Here is a 20,228-nt window from a genome sequence, read left to right as displayed (position 1 = left end):
AAATCCTGCACCGGCCTGCTGTGTGGCTAAACCGGTCACTCCTGCGCGCCACCAATGCAGCACGGCTTGCCCGGGACCGTGGCATGAAGGAAGGGCCCTTCATGGTCCGCTAGGCCATATGTCGAAAGAAAACGAAGACCTGCCGTCAAACAGCAGGCATCTGTTGGCAGAGACACCGTCCTGCGGCGCATTGTCAACACAAACCCCACGAAAATAACGTGAGGGAGCCTGAAAACAGGCGGTTGTGCCGCGCAGGTAACATCCACCCCCGGCGGAAAGGCCATGCTAGCTGCCGAGTCGCTCCCGCGTGTAGGCCAGGGCCAGCGCCAGAACGGCCTCCGCACTCAGGTGGTCTGTCTCAATCACCTTTGCATCAGCAGCAACCTGCAATGGTGCTGCTGCACGGCTGGAATCCGCCGCGTCCCGTGCCTTTAACGTGGCTTCCATCTCTGCCAGTTTTTCCCCAGCATCCGGTGCCGCCGGGTTGCCCTGCATCTGCATGTATCTGCGCAAGGCCCGTGTGGCGGGAGAAGCCGTGATAAAAAGCTTTACATCCGCATTAGGGAAAATGGCGGTGCCAATATCCCGCCCATCCAGCACCGCGCCACGCTCTGCTGCAAACCGGCGCTGTGTCTCAACCAGTGCCTGACGCACGGCGGGTTGAGCTGCCACCTTGCTGGCAGCCTGCGCAACGTCTGGAGTCCGCAGGTCCTTGCGGGCCATATCCTGCTGGGTCAGGTGCTCGGCAAAATTCTCAGCAGGACCAGACGGATCTTGCCCGGCATCCAGCGCCAACCGCGCAACAGCACGGTAGAGCAGCCCTGTATCCAGATACGGCAGGCCTAGTTCCTGCGCCAGCTTTTTGGCCAGAGTTCCCTTCCCCGCAGCCGCAGGGCCATCAACAGCAATAACCGGGCCGTGGGGTGTCATGCCGTAAACCCCGCCCCAAGGCTGTTGAACAGTGGGAAGTAACCGGGAAAGCTGGTGTCAATAAACGCGGTATCGTCAATTTCCACCGGATTCTCTGCCACAAGCCCCAGAACGGAGGCGCTCATGGCAAGACGGTGATCCATGTGGGTCTCCACAACACCGCCACCGGGAATGGCACCCTGTGTGCCGTAAATAATCAGGTCGTTACCGTCCACTTTGGTGCGCACGCCATTTTTTTCCAGCAGCGCCACAGTGGAGGCCAAGCGGTCACTTTCCTTAACACGCAATTCCTCCACGCCACGGAAGCGCGAAATACCACGGGCATAGGCGGCCGCTACGGCCAGAACAGGATATTCATCAATCATGGAAGCAGCACGGTCTGCCGGTACATCCACGGCCAGAAGGGAGGATGCCTTGACGTGCAGGTCCCCTACAGGTTCTCCGCCTTCCGTGCGTTCATTGGTAATATCCAGCCGTGCCCCCATTTCCCGCAGGGTGGTGAACAGGCCGGTCCGCAGGGGGTTCAGGCCAACATTGGTAATCACCACATCCGACCCGGCAACCAGCAACGCCGCAACAAGCACAAAAGCCGCTGAGGAAGGATCACCGGGCACTGTAATATCCCGCGCAATCAGGCGTGGTTTCCCTTGCAGGCGGATGACTCGCCCACCCTCTGGCGTCTCTTCCACACTCACCTTTGCGCCAAAATGGCGCAGCATGTTTTCAGTATGGTCGCGGGTTGGCACGGGTTCTTCAACCCGGGTTTCTCCCTCAGCGTTCAAACCGGCCAGCAAAACAGCGGATTTAACCTGAGCCGATGCCATAGGCAGGCGATAATTGAGCGGCGGCGGGTTGGCATTGCCCTGAATGGCCAAAGGCAGACGCCCCCCTTCCCGCGCTAAAAACACGGCACCCGTTGCGGCCAACGGGTCGGTCACGCGCTTCATGGGGCGGCGGCGCAGGCTGGCATCGCCGGTCATGACAGAGGTCATGCCGTGGCTGGCCAGCAAGCCGGACAAAAGGCGTGCCGCGGTGCCGGAATTGCCCATATCCAGCACATCGGCTGGTTCCTTCAGGGCACCAAGGCCGCAGCCATGCACATGCCAGCGGCCATCATCTTCCCGTGTAATCCGTGCACCAAGTGCGCGCATGGCGTCTGCTGTGCGCAGAACATCCTCACCTTCCAGCAGGCCCACAATGCGCGTCTCGCCTTCTGCAAGGGCAGAAAACATGAGCGAGCGATGGCTGATGGATTTATCACCCGGCACGGCCACAGTGCCGGTCAGGGGTGTGGAAATTCGGCTCACTTGCAAAGAGCGAACAGCGGGATGGGATGGGGCGGATACTGGCTGTGTCATGCTCATGTTCATTCCGGCTTGTCCTGCCGTAAGTCAATCCGCCAGAGGGAGGAAACTGCCCTTAAAATAGGGAAAATCGTGCTTTTCAGTCTTGTGGGGTTTGACAGCGCCCGTATGCAGTGGCATTTGCCCTCGGCTTAAAGAGTTGTGTGTGATTCCGGCATCGGGGCTGATCCGATCAGGGAATCGCCCATTTTACGGGGTGATATGCCCCCCAATGTCTGCTCAGGATCGACAGGTAGCAAGATGTCCCAGCCCGATCTCGGCACCAAACGCGTCTGCGTGTCCTGTGGTGCCCGTTTTTACGACCTTAACCGCTCCCCCGCTGTCTGCCCGAAATGCAGCACGGAACAGCCTGAACTTGTCTCCCGTCTGCGCCGCAGCACGGACAGCCTTTCTGCCAACCCGGCTGATACAGCCCCGGTAAAGAAGAAGGATGATGACGAGGATCTGGATCTGGATACGGACACCGAGTCCGATGACGATGATGTGATGGAAGACACATCCGATCTGGATGACGACGATGATGACATCAGCTCTGATATTGATGTCAGCACGGATACGGATGAGCACGATAGCTGATTTGTACCAGCACCCTCCCGGACCCAAAGTCCGGGACAGAGCGTAAAAAAAGCCTGCTTGATGCAGGCTTTTTTTATGCGTGTTTCACTACTCTCAGCGGGTGGCGCGCGCCGTCCGCCGTTCTATCTCAACGCCTACGGATTCAATTTCTGCAAAGACATCCAGCTTTTCAATCTTGACCCGTACCACACGCACGCGTTCATCAGCCAGAACACCAGCAGCAATGCGTTCGGCCAGTGTTTCAACCAGCCTGACATGCCCTTCCCGCACAATACGGTGCACCAACTGCACAACAGGTTCATAGGAAACCGTGCGGCTCAGATCATCCACCCCAATTATCTGGGTGTCATCATCATCTACACCAAACGTGACAGAAACCCGGATACGCTGGGTCACCCCCTGCTCATGCGGGAAAATGCCAATATGCGCATCCACCACCATGTTGTTCAGAAACAGGGACCGTAGGGGTGGCTCATCGCCCCATGGAGCAAAAACAGTCATGTCGGGTTTTATTCTTCCAGCGGGCTGCCAACAGCAGCGGGAGACCATTGCAGATGTTGCCCGCCATCAAGAGCCAGCATCTGACCTGTTACGGCGGGGAGAGCCAAAAACGCCAAGGCCGCACGCGCAACCTCGGCGGCAGATGTGCCGTGCCCCAAAGGCACAGAAGCGCATTGGCGGGCAAACTGCTCATCTGACTGCCGCACACTGGCTATTGCCGGCCCAGGACCAATAGCATTCACCCGGATGCCATGCGGAGCCAGCGCAAGCGCCATGGTGCGCGTTAAAGTCCAGAGAGCACTTTTGGACACGGTATAGCTTACAAAATGGGGTGTCAGTGACCACACACGCTGGTCAAGCATGTTGAGGATAAGACCCTCAGCCCCTTTTGGCAGAGCCTTGCCAAAGTCCTGCATCAGCACAAATGGGGCGCGCAGGTTGGGCTTCATGTGCTCTATCCAGCTTGAGCGGGTGGCATCATGCCATTCGTCCCGCTCAAAGGTAGAGGCGTTGTTGACCAACACCCCCAGCGGGCCACCAAGCCCCTCCGCCGCCTTGCCAATCAGCGGTTCAACTTCCTCTTCCCGCATCATATCGGCTTGAAGAAGGCATGCCTTTCGGCCAAGGGCCAGCACGGCCTGACGGGTTTTTTCCGCTTCCTCGGCATTGCCCCGGTAATGAATAGCCACATCAAACCCGGCTTCAGCCAGAGCCAGAACAATGGCCTTACCCAAGCGGGCTTTGCCGCCGGTAACCAGCGCCCGACGCGGAATTTTAGCGGAAATGGGAAATAGGTTGTCAGCCATGCCTACTTTCTCTGTTATGCGGCTTTGTGTCAGGCCTTACGCAGGCCGCCTTGCCCCGAGAGCCGCCGCCAGTGTGCCATCATCCAGCACATCCAGAGCGCCGCCAACTGGCACACCCTGCGCTACGCGACTAACGGCAACGCCATCATAGTCTGCCAGACGGTCCATAAGCCAGTGCATGGTTGTGGCACCTTCCACCGTGGCCCCAAGGGCTAGAATAACCTCTCGCACGCTGCCACACGCCAAGCGGTCCAGCAGTGAAGCAATGTTGAGGTCTTCCGGCCCAATGCCCGCCAAGGGGGACAAAGTACCGCCCAGCACCTGATACACCCCCCTATGTACCCCTGCACGCTCCAGCGCCCAGAGGTCACCCACCGTTTCCACAACACACACAATGCTGCGGTCCCGCACCGGGTCCGTACAGATATGGCAGGGGTCTGATGTATCGAGGTTTCCGCAGGTTGAGCAGGTTTTCACGGCCTGTCCGGCAAGTTCCAGCGCACGCGCCAGCGGTGCCAGCCGCGCCTGTGGCTCCCGGAGCAGAAACAGGGCAATACGGCGTGCAGAACGCGGGCCAAACCCCGGCAGGCGACCCAGTAGCTTGATAAGCTGCTCTATTTCATGGCCGCCCATAAGACCGCGTTCCTGTTGTATGCTGATAAACGCTGTTTAGAACGGCAGTTTCATGCCTGCTGGCAGGTTAAGGCCGCCTGTTACTTTCTGCATTTCTTCAGCGGCTGTCGCGTCCAGCTTGGTGCGGGCATCTGCGCAGGCAGCCAGAATAAGGTCCTGCAACATTTCCATTTCCGCAGGGTCTGCCAGTTTGGGGTCAATGGAAATGGAGCGCATGTCACCCTTGCCACTCAGCACGATCTTGACCATCCCAGCGCCAGCAGAGCCTTCAATGTTCATGGCTTCAAGCGTGCTCTGCATGGCTTCCATCTTGGCCTGCATCTGCGTTGCCTGCTTCATTAGTCCGGCAAGGTTCTTCATGGTTTGCTCTCCTTAATCTGACCACCAGAAAGGTAGTCTGGCATAGGTTATAACTGGTGCGGTGGTCATCAAACGTCAAACCGCAGACGCAACCAGCCCGACTTACTCCATGGAGGAGCCGGGGTCGAAGGGTCGTTCATCGTCGTCCAGAAGTTCTGCGTCAAGCGGGGCAAACAGAAGATCAGGCACCTCTTCGGGCGGCAGGCCGTAATCATCCAGCGCATGGTCCCGCACTTCACCCAGTTCTGCATCCGGGAAAACGGCCAGAATGGCTTTGACGAGTGGATGGGCCTCTGCTGTACGCCGCTGAAACTGGATAATTTCTGCACCCTGCTCATCCAGCGTTGGCTCACCCGCCTCACGCGACAGGCTGATACGCCATGGCGTCTGGGTTGCCTCCTGCAAGGCCTGCTGAAGCTGCTTACCAATATCCGGGGGAATGCCTGCCTGTGGGCGAATGGTAATATGCCCCGGCGCAAAAGAGACCATATGGACCGCATTCCGCAGTAGCCCGTGCAGACGCGCTTTACGGCACTCTTTAATCAACGCAACGGCTTCCCGCCATGTGCGGGGCATGGGCGCTATTTCTGGCTCAGCAGCAACCGGAGGAGGCTCCACGGGCTCCGGCACCACAGCGGCAGAGACTGTCGCCTGCGGCTCCGCAACTGGCTCTGAGGCCATGGCAAGGGCGGTACCACCCACCATACGCAAGGCAGGTCCACCGCTCCCCTGTATGGGCATAGTCTGCGCTGACGCCTGAACCGCCACAGCATCCCCACTCCCGGCAGAAGGAAGATGGGCGGCGGAGGATGTGACAGGTGCGTTGCTCGTTGAGCCTGAGCCTGAGCCTGAGCCTGAGCCTGAGCCTGAGCCTGTAGAGCCGCTTCCCTGCTGGGCGGACAAGTGGCGAATCACCTCTTCCGGAGAGGGAAGATCAGCCACAAAACTCAGGCGGATCAGCACCATATCCGCAGCCGCACGGCGGTCTGGTGCCGCTTCTACTTCCCGCACGCCTTTGACCAGCATTTGCCATGCCCGCATCAACACGGGAACAGGCAAACTTTCGGCCAGTTCTGTCCCACGGACGCGCTCGGCCTCAGGCAGGTCGGCTGAATCACGCAAACCTGGCACGGCGCGTAACCGGGAGATTGTGTGAACCAGGTCCAGCATATCGGTCAGCATCAGGCCGGGGTCAGCCCCACGGGCATGGGCCGCATCGGCCAAGGCCAAAGCTTTGTCCGGCTTGCCGGTCATGACCGCTTCCAGCAGGTCAAACACAACCTGCCGGTCCGCCAGGCCCAGCATGTCACTCACCAGTGCTGCACCAATTTCCTGCGCGGAACCATCAGCGGCAGTACCCTGCGCAATGGCCTGATCCAGCAGGGAAAGCCCGTCCCTCACGGAGCCGTCCGCCGCACGGGCAATCAGGGCCAGTGCATCGGCTGAAAGACGAACATGCTCTTTGTCCGCAATGCGACCAAACAAAGCTGTCAGATCCGCCTGGGGCACACGGCGCAGGTCAAAGCGCTGGCACCGGGAGAGAACCGTGACCGGAACTTTACGGAGTTCGGTCGTTGCAAAAATAAAGGTAACCTGTGCAGGTGGCTCTTCCAGCGTTTTCAGCAGCGCGTTGAACGCGTTGCGCGAGAGCATATGCACTTCGTCGATAATAAAGACCTTCATCCGGCCCTGCATGGGGCGGAAGCGCGTGGCCTCAATAATTTCACGCACATCATCCACGCCGGTGCGGGATGCAGCATCCATTTCCAGCACGTCGGGGTGGCGGTCGTTCAGAATGGCCACGCAGTTGGCGCATACGCCACAAGGGTCTGGTGTCGGGCCGCCCTTGCCGTCTGGCCCAATACAATTGAGCGCACGGGCAATAATACGGGCTGTGGTTGTTTTACCCACCCCACGCACGCCGGTCAGCATAAAGGCATGTGCCACACGGCCCAACGCAAATGCATTGCGCAGGGTACGCACCATGGCTTCCTGACCAATCAGGTCATCAAAGGTGGTGGGCCGGTACTTACGCGCCAGAACACGGTAAGGAGAAGACGCACTTGCCGGAGCAGGAGGCGTTGGGGCGGGAGGAGCCGCTGCGGGCTCTTCACCAAACAGACCGGGACCTTCCATAGCAGGAGTGGGAAGCCCCTCATCCTGAGGAAGTTCGGCATCGGTCTTATCGGTCATGACAGTTCCGAGGACTAAGGGTCACGCCGCAGGACTACCAGAGAGCCGGGCGGAATAGGTGGAAAGCCAGACAATGACCCGGACGAAACTCACTGTGGCTGCTTCCTTCCGGATCTGACCAGGTCAACAAGGTATCCGTCCACCGCTGACTTTCCGCCGCGAGCAATAACACCAAATCAGCCCCCATGCCAACCCTGCACATAGCCCCCAAACCCAAATAACAGGTGTTTACCCCTTGGCCCAACGCCCAAGACCACGCTAGGACACAAACATTAGCCAGATGGGCTTATTGTTTCCTGCTGACCCAGAAAGTGTGCGCGCGTGTCCAGAATTACAGCTTTGTCCGCCCTGCCCGCCCTGCTTGTTGCCCTCCTGTGTGTGCCGCTGAGCGCCCATGCAGAAGGCGGAGACGAGGTACGCAGCAAAGTACCCAACATGCAGTTGCAGAAAGAACTGGCTGTTCTCCAGTTTCAGCCTGAAGCCGCGAGTGAAGCCTGCATCGAGTCGCTGAAAGAACTGCACAAAACGCAGGCCCTGCTGGAAGAAGAGCAGAAACACACCAACGATCAGGACCTCGCCATTGCGCAGGATGTTCTGGAATCTGACTTTGAAAACTCCATAGAAATGTGCGCACCAGATGTGCACAAACTGTGTGAGACCCAGAACCCGGATGTCAAACTGGTAAAAGCCTGCGAAAATGTTGGCAGCCTGCCAGACACAACGGCATCCGCGCAGTAAAGGAGCCTGTTGGCTGCCTTGTCTGTTATTTTTTACGGAACAGCCGCCAGCACACTGACGTTACCTTGAGGCAGCATTCCTGCCTTTTAAGGGCGCTTTACAGAAGACCCACACCGTAACCGTGTGTCTTCCAGAAAAGGGATTAACGTCATGGACTTTCGCCAACTTGGCTCAACCGATTTACGCATTGCCCCTGTGGTCTTTGGCGGCAACGTGTTTGGTTGGACCATTGATGAAAAAACCAGTTTTGCCATTCTGGACGCCTTCGTCGATCACGGCTTTAACGCCATTGATACTGCCGATGTTTACTCCCGCTGGTGCCCCGGCAATGAAGGCGGTGAGTCTGAAACCATTATTGGCAACTGGCTGAAGGCCAACCCGTCCAAACGGGATCAGGTTCTTATTTTCTCAAAAGTAGGCTCAGATCTGGGAGGCGCAGGGCAAAAAGGCCTGTCCGAACGCTGGATTACAGAGGCAATAGACGGCAGCCTGCAACGGCTGCGTTGTGAGCGGATTGACCTCTATTTTTCACACTGGGCAGACCCGGACACACCGTACGAGGAAACCCTCCGGGCGTACGACAAACTGCTGAAAGCCGGAAAAATCCGCGCCATAGGAGCCTCCAATCTGGATGCCCAGCAACTTGGGGATGCTTTAGCGGTCTCTCAGGCACACAACCTGCCCCGTTACGATGTGCTGCAACCGGAATATAATCTTTATGACCGCTCAGGCTTTGACGGTGCGTTGAAAGACCTCTGCCTGCAAAACAATCTGGGTGTTGTGACCTATTATAGCCTCGCATCTGGTTTTTTGAGCGGGAAATACCGCTCGGAAAAAGACCTGAGCCAGAGCGCACGCGGTGACGGCATTGCAAAATATCTGACCGAACGCGGCCTGCGTATCCTTCAAGCCCTAGACCATGTTGCAGCACGCCATGCCGCAAAACCGGCTGAAATTGCGCTCGCATGGCTTATTGCCAGCAAGGGTGTTACCGCCCCAATTGCAAGCGCCACACGGCGGGACCATGTTGCAAGCTTTGCAAAAGCCGCCACACTTATCCTGACGGATGAAGACAAGGCTGAACTGGAACACGCCAGTACGCCTTAATAAAAAAGCAGGGCGAGTGCCCTGCTTCTCCCGTCCAACACACTGTGTAAATACGTTACAGAGACGGCACGCTAAACGTGTCGCACTGCTTCACATCGCCTGAGGCAAGCCCCCGCCGGAACCATTCTACGCGCTGGGCAGAAGACCCATGCGTAAAGCTGTCTGGCACAACATAGCCCTGCGCCTGCTTTTGCAGCCTGTCATCCCCAACAGCGGCGGCGGCATTCATGCCCTGCTCCACATCACCGCTTTGTAAAATACCCTTGCTGTCATCCGCACGCTTTGCCCATATCCCTGCGAAGCAATCCGCCTGCAATTCCAACCGGACAGACTTACCGTTGTCCCCTTTCTCCGGCATGGGGGCGTTCATATCTGCATACCGCGCCATGATGCCAAGCTCGTTCTGGACATGGTGGCCGATTTCATGCGCCACGACATACGCTTTTGCGAAGTCTCCCCGGGCCCCCAACCGACCTTCCAGCTCCCTGAAAAACGCGAGATCCAGATAAACCCTATGGTCTGCGGGGCAATAAAACGGCCCTACGGAGGTCTGTGCATAACCGCAGGCGGACTTCACGCCTCCCGTAAACAGCACAAGCCGCGGATCATGATATGTGCGGCCCATCTGCTGAAAATAGGTGCCCCATGTGTCTTCTGTTGAGGCCAAAACCTTGGAGATAAACCGCTTTTGAGAATCATTCCGAGCCACCAGCCCATCCTGACTTGTGCTTTGCGAGACGGATGGCGCAGAAGCTGATCCGCCATCAAGCAGGCTCATGACCAGCCTTGGGTCCACCCCAAAATATAAAGCCCCCAGCACAAGAACAAGACTCCCAATCCCGCCAATGCGCAACGGGATACGGCCACCGCCGCCACCACTGCTTCTCTGGTCGTCAATATTGGTGCTTTCGCGCTCATCATCCAGACGCATGCTGTGGGTATGTCCTATGAAATAAGAGGGGTACGACCCCTGTGATTTTGTGCTGCTGGTTTTAAGAGGTAATGGCTCTTTACTACCATAGTGTACACTGTGTTTGTTAGGATATTCCGAGGCTTCGTAACAAAAAGGCGTGGAGTTTTCACCCCACGCCATGCACCTTATATCTCTCGTTTTGCTGGATTTATTCGGGCAGTCGCAACACTGCGTCTATCCCCTCAGCGCAACCCAAAACAGCAGCTTTTTCCTTAGGGGTCAAAGCCTTGTCCGCCATGGCGATGTTTTCTGCCTCAGCAATTTTTACCAAACCTACCAAACGGTCTGCATTAATTGGCTCTCCTGCTTTACGGGCAGGCGGGAGCATGTCCCTGTGTGCTTGCAGCAAACTGCTGTCAGCCCGTAAGGCGCGCAGCGCACCGTGGGGCAGGTGAGGGGTTTCATCGCTTTCCAGCGCCCTCACTGTTTTACGCAGCACGTCAGGCATCTGTGTTTCCTCAGGCACCAGCAGCAGTCCGGCTTTCAAAAAGCTTTGCCCAACTGCTCGGCTACTGGTCAGCGCCACAAGAGGAATGGAGAAAACCAGCCCAAGGAGAACCGGCGTCATCCAGAAAAACAGGGATGGGGATACAACCCAGGCACCACAGCCAAGGATAAGGCCAAATAGTGTAAATTTGGCATATTGCCGCACAACGACCATGAGAGGAAAACCCCCATCGTCCCGGCGCTGGGTATTCCAGCCGGAGTCATGCCCTGACAAAATAGACACAACGCCAGAGGTCTGGATGAGCATGGCTATTGGGGCAATCAGGCCACCAATAAACGTTTCAACCAGAACAGACCCTGCAGCACGCACAATACCGCCGCACCCTTTGCGGGTCGTACGATCAAACAACAACGCCAAGAAGGCGAGCATTTTTGGTGCCAGCAAAATCAGCATGGTGCCAATAAACACATATTTTGCCTGCACCGGGTCCACATGTGGCCAATGCGGGTAAAGGGTTTTGGTATCCCCAAAATATTCGACCCGCTCAAAATGGGCCTGAAGAGAAATCAGGATACCCGTCAGCAGGAAGATCAGCCAGAGCGGGGATGTCACATACGCCCCGATCCCCACAATCATGTGCATCCGGCTAACCCAGTGCAGCCCCTTACTGGGCAGCACTTTGACATGCTGAAGATTACCCTGGCACCACCGGCGATCCCGAATAGCCACGTCAGTCAGGGAAGGGGGGCTTTCTTCGTAGGAGCCATCAAGCGCTGGCACCATATGAATGGCCCAGCCACCCCGCCGCATCAGAGCCGCTTCTACAAAGTCATGGCTCAGAATATGGCCGCCAAAAGGTGGCCGCCCTGGCACATGTGGCAAACCAGCCTGACCCGCAAAGGCACGCGTCCGGATAATGGCATTGTGCCCCCAGTAGTTACCTTCCGAGCCGTGCCACCATGCAATACCGTGCGCAATAATGGGGCCATACACACGCCCAGCAAACTGCTGCATCCGGGCAAAGAGGGTCGTGCCACCTACAATAACCGGCAGAGTCTGAATAAGGCCAACACTGGGGTGGCGCTCCATGGCAGCAGCCATACGCACCAGGGTGTCCCCGGACATGACCGAGTCCGCATCCAGCGTCACCATCTGCTCATAGGCACCACCAAAACGGCGCACCCACTCACCCACATTCCCGGCTTTACGCTCTATGTTGTTGTGCCGCCGCCGATAGAAAATGGTATTATGCCCACCTGTCTGCTCACGCAGGGCCAGAAAAGCGGCTTCTTCCTGCACCCAGACATCGGCATTCGTTGTGTCAGAGAGGATGAACACGTCAAACGCGTGTCCTTGCCCGGTTTCCTGAAGACTTGTGTAAATGGCCTTAAGGCCAGCCATCACTCTGTTTGGTGGCTCATTATAAGTTGGCAGCAGCAAAGCGGTGCGGCTGTTAAGCTGCGGCAGGGGGCCGGAACGGGTAATGCCCAAACCAAGACCGCCACGCGTAATGAGGGAGAAAAACCCGGCGAGGGAGGACGTAAACGCCAGCGCAATCCACATGAACAGGGCTACGAACAGCACCATCATGATCACGCCAAGCGTTGTCAGCCCATTGGCATCCAGCACCTTGTGGGTGCGCCATGCCCCAAAAACAGTCAGCGCAAAGGCAGAGCCCAGCACAGCCAGACGCCGTGCCACAATACTACGCGGCTCTGTGACCGGTGTACGGGGCCGACCCTCAAAATCCGGTGCACCGTGCAGGTCCTGCACGGGCATGGAGAGGGGAGATTCCGGAGGCAGAGCCTCAAAAAACGGAGTGGTAGAGGGGGAGGCCTGCTGTGTTACGGTGTCCACCGGTACAACCATTCTTCTGAAATCGGAGCGGTATCAGTTGCCAGTACGGCACGGAGTTCTGCCAGTTTTTCATCACCCGGCACAAATTCAAAGGTGGTGCGCCACCCCTTGATATTCGGGTTAGGCTCCACCACAACATTGCGGATTGTGCCAGCCGAAGCCTGCGGCACAAGATGCAAATGCGCATCCTGCGGCAGGTTCTCAAACGGTGCGCCGCTGAAGTCGATAGCAAAGAAACGCGCGTTCTTGTCATCCACAACGGAGCCCACACGCGTGCCCGCAATCCGTGCCAGAGAGGTGGGGAAGGGGTTATCCCAGCCCCAGTACATACGGTAGGTAAAGCTGTATTCTTTCCCCGCAGCCAAGGGTGTTTTAGGCCTCCAGAACGAGACGATGTTATCGTTCACTTCATTAGGGGTAGGAATTTCAACCAGATCCACCCAACCTTCACCCCAATCCCCGATCGGTTCAATCCAGAGGGATGGGCGTTTTTCATAATTTAACGCGAGATCTTCAAAATCATGGAAGCTTCTGCGCCGCTGCATCAAGCCGAAACCGCGAGGCGAAACATCCCGGAAAGCTGAGAACTGAAGGTCCAGCGGGTTGCGTAAGGGGCGGAAAAGCTGCTGGCCAGCTCCCGTCCACATTTGCAGGGCCTCACTGTCATGCGCTGCGGGGCGCCAGTCATCCACATGGTTGTGGTCGTTCGTGTCAAAATAGAACATGCCTGTCAGCGGCGCGATGCCTGACTGCTGAATGGCTGTCCGGGGGAAGAAAGTGGACTGCACATCAAAAACAGTCGTATCCCCAGGCCGAATTGTGAAGCTGAACGCCCCGGCAACGGACGGGCTGTCCATCAAGGCATGGATAACAACGGATTTGACGTTAGGCTGCGGTTTTTCGAGCCAGAAAGCCCGGAAGAGCGCAAACTCCTCTCCCTTCGGGTCGCCAGTGCCATCCGCAAAACCACGTGCGGACAGACCATAATTCTGCCCCTTGGCCACAGCCCGGAAATAGGAGGCCCCCAGAAAAACGCAGAATTCTTCCATCACGCCAGGCGTATTGATGGCTGTACGCAGGCGCAGCCCGGCAAAGCCCACGTCTTCCTGAACTTCCAAAGCCGGGTCACCATAGCTGAACAAATCCGGGCTATAGGGAACAGCCTCTGACTGACCGTCCTTGACCTCGAAAATATCAATCCGGGGCCGATACAGGAACCCACGGGGGAAGAATTCTACGTCAAACGCCAGACTGTCACCGTGCCAGAGGGCACGCTCTTCCCGGTAGGTGATATTCCGGAACTGGTCAAAATTGAGGTTATCAATTGCTTTGGGCAGGGATTGATCTGGGGCCTTATACGGTGCGGAAGCAAGGCGTTTGGCAATTTGCCTTACTGTGCCGTCATCAAATGTTCCTGTTGCGCCTGCCAACCCTGGCGCTGTGTTGCTCTGCGCCTGCGCTTGACTGACCACACCCTGAGCAAGGGTCGCCAACGTTGCGCCTGCGCCAACCCGCATCAGGTCGCGTCGCTGAATAGATGATGACACACCAATCTCCCGCTTTCCGTTATCTGACGGCATTATACTCTAAACTCTTCCTTCAAGGGTTGCTCTTGCCATACGGCTTTTTAAGGGCATTCGGCTTCCGGCACCGCCAGCAGGCGCGCAAGCCTGTTCATGCTGGGGGCGCTGGCGCGGGCTGCCTGCTGCTCAATATCTCGATATAAATACAGAACTGTCTGGCCTGTTTCTGTCAGAAATGCACCGCCACCACCGCCAGGGCGCGTTGCCACAACTGGTTCAGAAAACAGGGAATTAAGGCTATCCACCAACAGCCATGTCCGGCGATATGACATGCCAAGAGCACGCCCCGCAGCAGAGATGGACCCGGTCTCAGCCAGTTTTTCCAGAAGCTTTATCTTGCCGTGCCCAATAGCTGCCTTTCCGTCCGCATCAAGCCGCAACGTCAATTTCAACCGTTGTGACATGAGGCGCTCTCCTGTCGCAACGGGCCATTATGCATGATAGTTTGAGCACTCATATGTTCTCTTACTTCAGGCCCTGACCAAGGCATTCTATTGTGATAACAGATTTAGCACCTACCATCTGGCGCGCCATGACACCAGATGATCTTGAGCCTACTATCCACCTGGCAGGTAAACTGCACACGGATTACCCTGAAGATAACGAAATTTTCATGGAGCGGCTGGCTTTATCGCCTGAGGGCTGTTTTGTGCTGCAAGGGCCGGAAAAGCTTGAAGGCTATCTGCTCAGCCACCCATGGCGGGGCACCCTTACGCCTGCACTCAATACACTTCTGCACCGCCTGCCTGCACAGCCAGACCGATGGTATTTGCATGATATTGCGTTAACGGAAGAGGTAAGGGGGCAGGGCTGTGCTCAAAAAGCCATTTCTCTGGTGGAGCAGGCGGCACAGGACCATCGCCTCCCCCTAATCAGTCTGGTTTCCACACGTCATGCCTTGGGGTTCTGGCACAAACAGGGCTTCATGGCAGAGAATACGCCAGCGGAAGAACAAGCTGTTCTGGCCAGTTACGACCCCTACGCCCAGCTTCTCTCCCGCCCGGTGCATCTTTAAACTGCCACCCCCACCAAAAAGGTGGGGGTGGCAGTGTATTGTTACGCGTCGTCTACAGCGTCATCCTGATCCGGGCCGACCATCATGGCATCTGCCACAACACCGGCCTGCTCACGGACCTTACGCTCAATGGCGTTGGCCATGTCGGGATGGTCACGCAGATATTGCTTGGCGTTCTCACGCCCCTGACCAATGCGCTGGCTATCACAGGAGAACCATGCACCCGATTTTTCCACCACACCGGCTTTCACGCCAAGGTCGATCAACTCACCAACCTTGCTGATGCCTTCGCCGTACATGATGTCAAATTCAACCTGCCGGAAAGGCGGGGCCATTTTGTTTTTGACCACCTTAACGCGGGTCTGGTTACCTACGACCTCATCCTTATCTTTGATGGACCCGATACGCCGGATATCCAGACGGACGGAAGCATAAAACTTCAGGGCGTTCCCGCCTGTCGTGGTTTCCGGGTTCCCGAACATGACCCCAATTTTCAGACGGATCTGGTTCAGGAAGATCATCATGGTGTTGGAACGGGCAACAGAACCAGTCAGCTTACGCAGGGCCTGGCTCATGAGACGGGCATGAAGACCAACATGGCTATCGCCCATGTCGCCTTCCAGCTCGGCGCGAGGCACAAGGGCGGCAACACTGTCCACAACCAGAACATCAATGGCACCGGAGCGCACCAGAGTATCGGCAATTTCCAGCGCCTGCTCGCCTGCGTCTGGCTGGCTGATCAGCAGGTTATCAATATCAACGCCCAGTTTTTTGGCGTAGCCGGGGTCCAGTGCATGCTCGGCGTCAATAAAGGCGCAGGTACCGCCGCGTTTCTGGGCTTCTGCAATAGCATGAAGCGCCAACGTGGTCTTACCGGAGCTTTCTGGCCCGTAGATTTCAACAACGCGGCCACGTGGCAGGCCGCCAATACCCAGCGCAATGTCCAGCCCCAGAGAGCCTGTGGAAATGACATCTGCCTGCTCACGCGGGCGCTGGCCCAAACGCATGACAGAGCCTTTACCAAAAGCGCGCTCAATTTGCCCCAACGCGCCTTCAAGAGCTTTTGCCTTATCCATGCTTTACCTTTCCAATTGCCTTTGGAGCTGACCAAAGGCGCATTCCAGTGGCAGTAGCGCGTTGACGCATTTCTTACCGTGTGCCCAACGCTTGTGTTACAAGACGTGCCACAAAAACAGAGTTTTCCGCAACGTGTGGAGGGAGGACTCTGCTTGCAGGCGTTCTTAATATTTTGATCTCTCTTTGTTCTAAAATAGAACAAAATGGGAACATTTCAACCCAAAAACAGGCGGCTTTTACGCCGCCTGCCAGAATACATAGCTTATCCGCTGCGCGGCCGGTTATTTCTGCTCGCCAGATGAGACTGCAAGCCCATTGCCACGCGGGTCTGTCCAACCAAAACATTTGGCACTGTTACCCGGCAGACCAGCCGGACAGGACACAAAGTTGGCGCGACCGGGACCGTTGGTCACCTCTGGCCGCCCGCCTGCCAAGGCCGCCTGCAAGGCCACCGCAGCCGTATCCGCTGCAACATTCTGCCCGGAAGCCGTTGCCGCCGCACGGAACTGGCTTGTGCCATTATGGGCAATCGCTGCCGTGAGCAGAGGCAGAGGCCGTTTAGCAGGAGACGCCGCCAGAATAATACCCGTAGAGCCAGCAACGCGGCCTGTCCCGAACAGGTTGTTCATGGTCAGACCACAGCTCACAACACCACCCTGCCTATCCGTTACAACGAAGGATGTAGAAGCAGGCAGAGGCGGCAGCGCAGAACCACTGGGCAATGACCCGGAATTCAGCAACGCCTGTGCGTCAGCAACACTGACACTGGTGCCTTTTCCAGCCTGACGCGCACGCCAGCCTGACACAACGGCTTCACCACGCACAGTCGCCTGAGCCTGATTGCCCGTAAACGCAGCCGCCGTACCCAATCCGCCATCCGCCGGGGGTGGCAGGAAGCTGATGTCAACGCCGTTGGTATGTAAAGTAAGGGGGCGCTCAGTTGTCGCCAGGCTATTGCGTAGGTCAGCCTTACTCAGGCCACCACCGGCTGCCTGTGCGGCCTGGGCGAATGTTTCTGCCAGCGCTCCGGTATAAAAATCACCCGCACCAGCAAGGCGAATACGCTCCAGCGCACCAGCAAGCCGGGGCTGAACCATCAGGTCGCTGGCTTTCAGAACCTGTCCATTACCGTTACTGAAAATGCTGCGTGTTTTATCATCGGCCAACAGCGGGCCTTCAACGGCGCTCATATCCGCTGCCAGCAGCGGGCTGACTGGCACACCATCGCGCGCCATGTTGCGTGCAGGCAGCACCACATCGCCAAACTCTACACTGCCATAGCGGAGCTGCATCAGGTACAGGCCACGCACCAGCATGGGCACAGCAGCGGGCCTGTCTGCTTTCGCATCAACCTGCCCCGCGTTAGGCAGGAAAATAAAGGCATGTCCTTCCTGCTCACCGGGTTTCCAGGCCAGACAGGCGCCACCTGCGCCCAGAGACGCGCGAGAGGGCAGGGTAACAGACAGCGCCATACCCAGCGCAGCAGCCGCATCAGCCGCGTTACCACCTTTGGCCAGCACATCCCGCGCCGCCAGAGCAGCCTGCGGTTCATCCGCCACCACGTCCCCCACAAACCCGGAAACGGATTGTGGTTTCTCACGGGTAAAAGACGTCAGGGGGTTGAGAGAGCTACATGCTGTCAGTGTAGATGCCAACGCCAGGGCCAGCATACGGGCCGGCGCTGAACGTAACGGCGCAAGCCGGGCAGAACGGGTCTTTATGAAACGCTCGGACACGCCGTGGTCTCTCCATCTTTCTGATCGACCCGAAAACGGGCGCAGGGTTCTCTCCCGATTAACCTTGTTCTGCTCCGGCAGCAACACGCACAACGCATTTCATGGAGAGTTTAGCCAATGCAACGCCTCTGTTCCGCCATTCCCATCGGTTCTGAACTGCTTTACGTTTGCTGGCATGAAAAAGCTAATTCCCTCTTCCATAAGGCACTATGCCCTTGCCGGGGCCTCCTGCCTTTTCCTGCTGGGTGCAGGCGTAGCCCCTTCGCCCGCAACGGCTGACACCAGCTTCACTCCGGCTCAACGCGCCGAAATTGTGAGCATTATGCGCAACGCGCTGAAGACAGACCCCTCCATTCTGTCTGAGGCCATTACAGCCCTGCAAACGCAGGCTACAGCGCGTAAAGCCTCCTCCGCACTGGATGCGGTCCGCCGCAACCATGCGCAGTTTGGCCAGAGCACAACGGATGTGGTGCTGGGCAACCCCCAAGGCAAACTGGAAGTTGTAGAATTTTATGACCCACGTTGCCCCTACTGCCGCAAGGTTCTGGCTGACCTGGACACACTGGTCGCCTCCGAGCCTGACCTGAAACTGGTTGAAAAAGTTATTCCGGTTCTTGGCCCCAACAGCGTGATGGATACGCAGGCCATTCTGGCAGCCAGCCTGCAAAACGCCTATGTTCCGTTCCAGAAAGCCCTGATGGCCGATGCCGCCAGCCCCTCTACAGACCGGATTCGCCGCGTGGCAAAAAAGGTCGGGCTGGATGCAGATCGTCTGGTAACGGACATGAAAAGCCCCAAGGTTACGGACATGATGCGCCAGAATCTTGACCTTGCCCGCTCCATTGATCTGGAAGGCACACCAACCTTCGTGTTCGGTGACAAGGAAATTATCCCCGGCGCAGCGTCTTTGGATGAACTGAAGGCCGCTCTGGCACGCTTGCGTAAAGCAGGTTAGTCACAAAAAAAGCCTCTTTCCCCACGGGTGGAGGAAAGAGGCTTTTTCCCAGAATCAATGCGTTCTAGTCTCAGGCGGCAACTTCTGTCTGGCGTACCGGAATAACGCCTTCTTCACGCAGCAGCGTGGCAAGCGCACGCACCATATCATCCATCATCTCATCCGTATGGAATGGGCCTGGCGTCAGGCGCAACCGCTCAGTTCCCTGCGGAACAGTTGGGTAGTTGATAGGCGTTGCGTAATGCCCGTAATCGTTCAGCAAACGGCGGCTTATACGCTTGCAGACCTCTGCATCCCCTACCGGAACCGGCACAATGTGGCTTGGTGTCATGGTAAAGGGCACCCCCGCAGCACGCAGGCGCTGACGGAAGGTGTTGACCCGCTCAAAAATAGCCTCACGCCGCCAGTTTTCAGCCCGCACCTTGCGCACGCTGGTCAGGGCTGCTCCCACTACGGAAGGGGGCAGGGCCGTGGTGAAAATAAAGCCAGACGCTGTGGAGCGCAGGAAATCCACAATCTCGGCAGAAGCCGTGATGTAACCGCCATGCACCCCAAACCCTTTGGCCAGAGTTCCTTCAATAATATCGACCTGATCCGCCACCTGATCACGCTGGGAAATACCACCGCCTTCTTCCCCATACAGGCCAACGGCATGGACTTCGTCCAGATAGGTCAGAGCATTATATTTACGCGCCAGAGCACAAATACCAGCAATATCCGAGATATCGCCATCCATGGAATAAACGCTCTCAAAGGCAATCAGCTTGGGAGCATCAACCGGGGCGGCTGCCAGTTTGGCTTCAAGGTCAACCAGATCGTTATGTTCAAAAATAACGGTCTGGGAGCCACGAGCCCCCTTAATGCCTGCAATCATGGAGGCATGGTTCAGACGATCTGAAAAACAGATCCAGCCCGGCATGGAGGTCAGGATGGTTTGCAAGCTGGCCTGATTGGACACGTAACCCGAGACGAACAGAAGCCCTGCTTCCTTGCCATGCAAAGACGCCAGTTCTGCTTCAAGCTGCGTATGCAGTGGGCTTGTTCCAGCAATGTTGCGGGTACCACCAGCCCCTGCACCATGCTCCCGAATGGCAGCAATAGCGGCTTCCTGTACTTCCGGCACAATACCCATGCCCAGATAGTCGTTGGTGGACCAGACAATAACCTCACGCCCCTCGGGCTGGGCTGCCACGTCTTCTTCATACAGCGGAAAACGCTCTGCCAGCCGGGCCAGTGGCGTAAAGGTCCGGTAACGCCCCTGTTGCCTGATCTCGTTCAACGCCGCATCACAATGGTCATAAAACGGATGCCGGGCGTTTTTGATCAATCCCACGCTACTACTCTCCTCGCGTCGTCAGAAACGGTCGGGGCACGGC

The 20,228-nt window shown here is 57.2% G+C and carries 19 protein-coding genes and 1 other RNA gene; 5 read left to right on the top strand and 15 right to left on the bottom strand.

The genetic code is table 11. The annotated features are described in order from the left end of the window. Positions 1–285: 285 nt before the first annotated feature. Together cmk and aroA are read right to left on the bottom strand one after the other, a co-directional pair. Positions 286–930 carry a (d)CMP kinase gene (gene cmk, locus Abci_RS10135; protein ID WP_048839018.1) on the bottom strand — a complete coding sequence of 215 codons (645 nt, stop codon included), beginning with the start codon at positions 928–930 and terminating at the stop codon, positions 286–288. Continuing rightward, a complete protein-coding gene (gene aroA / locus Abci_RS10130) occupies positions 927–2,294 on the bottom strand; it encodes a 3-phosphoshikimate 1-carboxyvinyltransferase (protein WP_048839160.1) in 1,368 nt (455 codons plus the stop codon). Before aroA ends, cmk begins: the two co-directional genes overlap by 4 nt. Before the next feature lie 240 nt (positions 2,295–2,534). On the opposite strand from aroA, the gene Abci_RS10125 reads away from it, so the two are divergent. After that, positions 2,535–2,870, top strand: a complete 336-nt coding sequence (locus Abci_RS10125) for an FYDLN acid domain-containing protein (RefSeq protein WP_048839017.1) — start codon at positions 2,535–2,537, stop codon at positions 2,868–2,870. 93 nt (positions 2,871–2,963) lie between these two features. Here the strand turns inward: Abci_RS10125 and folB are convergent, their stop codons facing one another. From folB to ffs, 6 genes are all read right to left on the bottom strand, one after another. Next, positions 2,964–3,371: a dihydroneopterin aldolase gene (folB, locus tag Abci_RS10120; RefSeq protein WP_048839016.1), complete on the bottom strand. Its 408-nt coding sequence runs from the start codon at positions 3,369–3,371 to the stop codon at positions 2,964–2,966. An 8-nt stretch (positions 3,372–3,379) separates the two neighbouring features. Further along, positions 3,380–4,177 (bottom strand): SDR family oxidoreductase, encoded by a 798-nt coding sequence (locus tag Abci_RS10115; protein ID WP_048839015.1) that lies wholly within the window; start codon positions 4,175–4,177, stop codon positions 3,380–3,382. A 36-nt stretch (positions 4,178–4,213) separates the two neighbouring features. Then, a complete protein-coding gene (gene recR / locus Abci_RS10110) occupies positions 4,214–4,810 on the bottom strand; it encodes a recombination mediator RecR (RefSeq protein WP_048839014.1) in 597 nt (198 codons plus the stop codon). 36 nt (positions 4,811–4,846) lie between these two features. Further along, a complete protein-coding gene (locus Abci_RS10105) occupies positions 4,847–5,170 on the bottom strand; it encodes a YbaB/EbfC family nucleoid-associated protein (protein ID WP_048839013.1) in 324 nt (107 codons plus the stop codon). A 102-nt stretch (positions 5,171–5,272) separates the two neighbouring features. After that, a complete protein-coding gene (locus Abci_RS10100; RefSeq protein WP_048839012.1) occupies positions 5,273–7,363 on the bottom strand; it encodes a DNA polymerase III subunit gamma/tau in 2,091 nt (696 codons plus the stop codon). 57 nt (positions 7,364–7,420) lie between these two features. Continuing rightward, an RNA gene (ffs, locus tag Abci_RS10095) (signal recognition particle sRNA small type) lies at positions 7,421–7,518 on the bottom strand. Between the two features lie 166 nt (positions 7,519–7,684). Here ffs and Abci_RS10090 point away from each other — a divergent pair. Together Abci_RS10090 and Abci_RS10085 are read left to right on the top strand one after the other, a co-directional pair. Next, the gene (locus Abci_RS10090) at positions 7,685–8,101 is read left to right on the top strand and encodes a hypothetical protein (RefSeq protein WP_052944817.1); all 417 of its coding nucleotides are present in this window, start codon (positions 7,685–7,687) and stop codon (positions 8,099–8,101) included. A gap of 150 nt (positions 8,102–8,251) precedes the next feature. Then, a complete protein-coding gene (locus tag Abci_RS10085; protein WP_048839011.1) occupies positions 8,252–9,208 on the top strand; it encodes an aldo/keto reductase in 957 nt (318 codons plus the stop codon). A gap of 55 nt (positions 9,209–9,263) precedes the next feature. On the opposite strand, the gene ypfJ is transcribed toward Abci_RS10085, so the two are convergent. The 4 genes from ypfJ to Abci_RS10065 form a co-directional block, all read right to left on the bottom strand. Further along, positions 9,264–10,139: a KPN_02809 family neutral zinc metallopeptidase gene (gene ypfJ, locus Abci_RS10080; RefSeq protein WP_048839010.1), complete on the bottom strand. Its 876-nt coding sequence runs from the start codon at positions 10,137–10,139 to the stop codon at positions 9,264–9,266. Between the two features lie 190 nt (positions 10,140–10,329). After that, entirely contained in the window at positions 10,330–12,498 is a 2,169-nt protein-coding gene (mdoH, locus tag Abci_RS10075) for a glucans biosynthesis glucosyltransferase MdoH (protein WP_048839009.1), read from the bottom strand. Further along, positions 12,474–14,033, bottom strand: coding sequence for a glucan biosynthesis protein (locus Abci_RS10070; RefSeq protein WP_048839158.1), 1,560 nt, complete (start codon positions 14,031–14,033; stop codon positions 12,474–12,476). Before Abci_RS10070 ends, mdoH begins: the two co-directional genes overlap by 25 nt. Positions 14,034–14,113: 80 nt before the next feature. After that, positions 14,114–14,473 (bottom strand): winged helix-turn-helix domain-containing protein, encoded by a 360-nt coding sequence (locus Abci_RS10065; protein WP_048839008.1) that lies wholly within the window; start codon positions 14,471–14,473, stop codon positions 14,114–14,116. 92 nt (positions 14,474–14,565) lie between these two features. Here Abci_RS10065 and Abci_RS10060 point away from each other — a divergent pair, with 92 nt between their 5' ends. Then, positions 14,566–15,084: a GNAT family N-acetyltransferase gene (locus tag Abci_RS10060; protein ID WP_244877642.1), complete on the top strand. Its 519-nt coding sequence runs from the start codon at positions 14,566–14,568 to the stop codon at positions 15,082–15,084. A 41-nt stretch (positions 15,085–15,125) separates the two neighbouring features. Here Abci_RS10060 and recA read toward each other — a convergent pair whose 3' ends face one another. After that, a complete protein-coding gene (recA, locus tag Abci_RS10055; protein ID WP_048839007.1) occupies positions 15,126–16,160 on the bottom strand; it encodes a recombinase RecA in 1,035 nt (344 codons plus the stop codon). Positions 16,161–16,442: 282 nt separating this feature from the next. Next, the gene (locus Abci_RS10050) at positions 16,443–17,831 is read right to left on the bottom strand and encodes a gamma-glutamyltransferase (RefSeq protein WP_084597633.1); all 1,389 of its coding nucleotides are present in this window, start codon (positions 17,829–17,831) and stop codon (positions 16,443–16,445) included. Positions 17,832–18,072: 241 nt separating this feature from the next. Between Abci_RS10050 and Abci_RS10045 the strand changes: the two genes are divergently transcribed. Continuing rightward, positions 18,073–18,852, top strand: a complete 780-nt coding sequence (locus tag Abci_RS10045) for a DsbA family protein (RefSeq protein ID WP_084597632.1) — start codon at positions 18,073–18,075, stop codon at positions 18,850–18,852. A gap of 70 nt (positions 18,853–18,922) precedes the next feature. Here Abci_RS10045 and hemA read toward each other — a convergent pair whose 3' ends face one another. Beyond that, positions 18,923–20,185, bottom strand: a complete 1,263-nt coding sequence (gene hemA, locus Abci_RS10040; protein ID WP_048839006.1) for a 5-aminolevulinate synthase — start codon at positions 20,183–20,185, stop codon at positions 18,923–18,925. Positions 20,186–20,228 lie beyond the last annotated feature (43 nt).

This window comes from Acetobacter cibinongensis (assembly GCF_000963925.1).
Lineage (GTDB): Bacteria > Pseudomonadota > Alphaproteobacteria > Acetobacterales > Acetobacteraceae > Acetobacter > Acetobacter cibinongensis.
This window is presented reverse-complemented; position numbering and strand designations above follow the sequence as displayed.

Excerpts from the sequence above, each read along its gene's own strand:
- cmk (WP_048839018.1), bottom strand. The coding sequence starts at position 930 with ATGACACCCCACGGCCCGGTTATTGCTGTTGATGGCCCTGCGGCTGCG.
- aroA (WP_048839160.1), bottom strand. The coding sequence starts at position 2,294 with ATGAGCATGACACAGCCAGTATCCGCCCCATCCCATCCCGCTGTTCGC.
- Abci_RS10125 (WP_048839017.1), top strand. The coding sequence starts at position 2,535 with ATGTCCCAGCCCGATCTCGGCACCAAACGCGTCTGCGTGTCCTGTGGT.
- folB (WP_048839016.1), bottom strand. The coding sequence starts at position 3,371 with ATGACTGTTTTTGCTCCATGGGGCGATGAGCCACCCCTACGGTCCCTG.
- Abci_RS10115 (WP_048839015.1), bottom strand. The coding sequence starts at position 4,177 with ATGGCTGACAACCTATTTCCCATTTCCGCTAAAATTCCGCGTCGGGCG.
- recR (WP_048839014.1), bottom strand. The coding sequence starts at position 4,810 with ATGGGCGGCCATGAAATAGAGCAGCTTATCAAGCTACTGGGTCGCCTG.
- Abci_RS10105 (WP_048839013.1), bottom strand. The coding sequence starts at position 5,170 with ATGAAGAACCTTGCCGGACTAATGAAGCAGGCAACGCAGATGCAGGCC.
- Abci_RS10100 (WP_048839012.1), bottom strand. The coding sequence starts at position 7,363 with ATGACCGATAAGACCGATGCCGAACTTCCTCAGGATGAGGGGCTTCCC.
- Abci_RS10085 (WP_048839011.1), top strand. The coding sequence starts at position 8,252 with ATGGACTTTCGCCAACTTGGCTCAACCGATTTACGCATTGCCCCTGTG.
- ypfJ (WP_048839010.1), bottom strand. The coding sequence starts at position 10,139 with ATGCGTCTGGATGATGAGCGCGAAAGCACCAATATTGACGACCAGAGA.
- mdoH (WP_048839009.1), bottom strand. The coding sequence starts at position 12,498 with ATGGTTGTACCGGTGGACACCGTAACACAGCAGGCCTCCCCCTCTACC.
- Abci_RS10065 (WP_048839008.1), bottom strand. The coding sequence starts at position 14,473 with ATGTCACAACGGTTGAAATTGACGTTGCGGCTTGATGCGGACGGAAAG.
- recA (WP_048839007.1), bottom strand. The coding sequence starts at position 16,160 with ATGGATAAGGCAAAAGCTCTTGAAGGCGCGTTGGGGCAAATTGAGCGC.
- Abci_RS10050 (WP_084597633.1), bottom strand. The coding sequence starts at position 17,831 with ATGCTGGCCCTGGCGTTGGCATCTACACTGACAGCATGTAGCTCTCTC.
- Abci_RS10045 (WP_084597632.1), top strand. The coding sequence starts at position 18,073 with ATGAAAAAGCTAATTCCCTCTTCCATAAGGCACTATGCCCTTGCCGGG.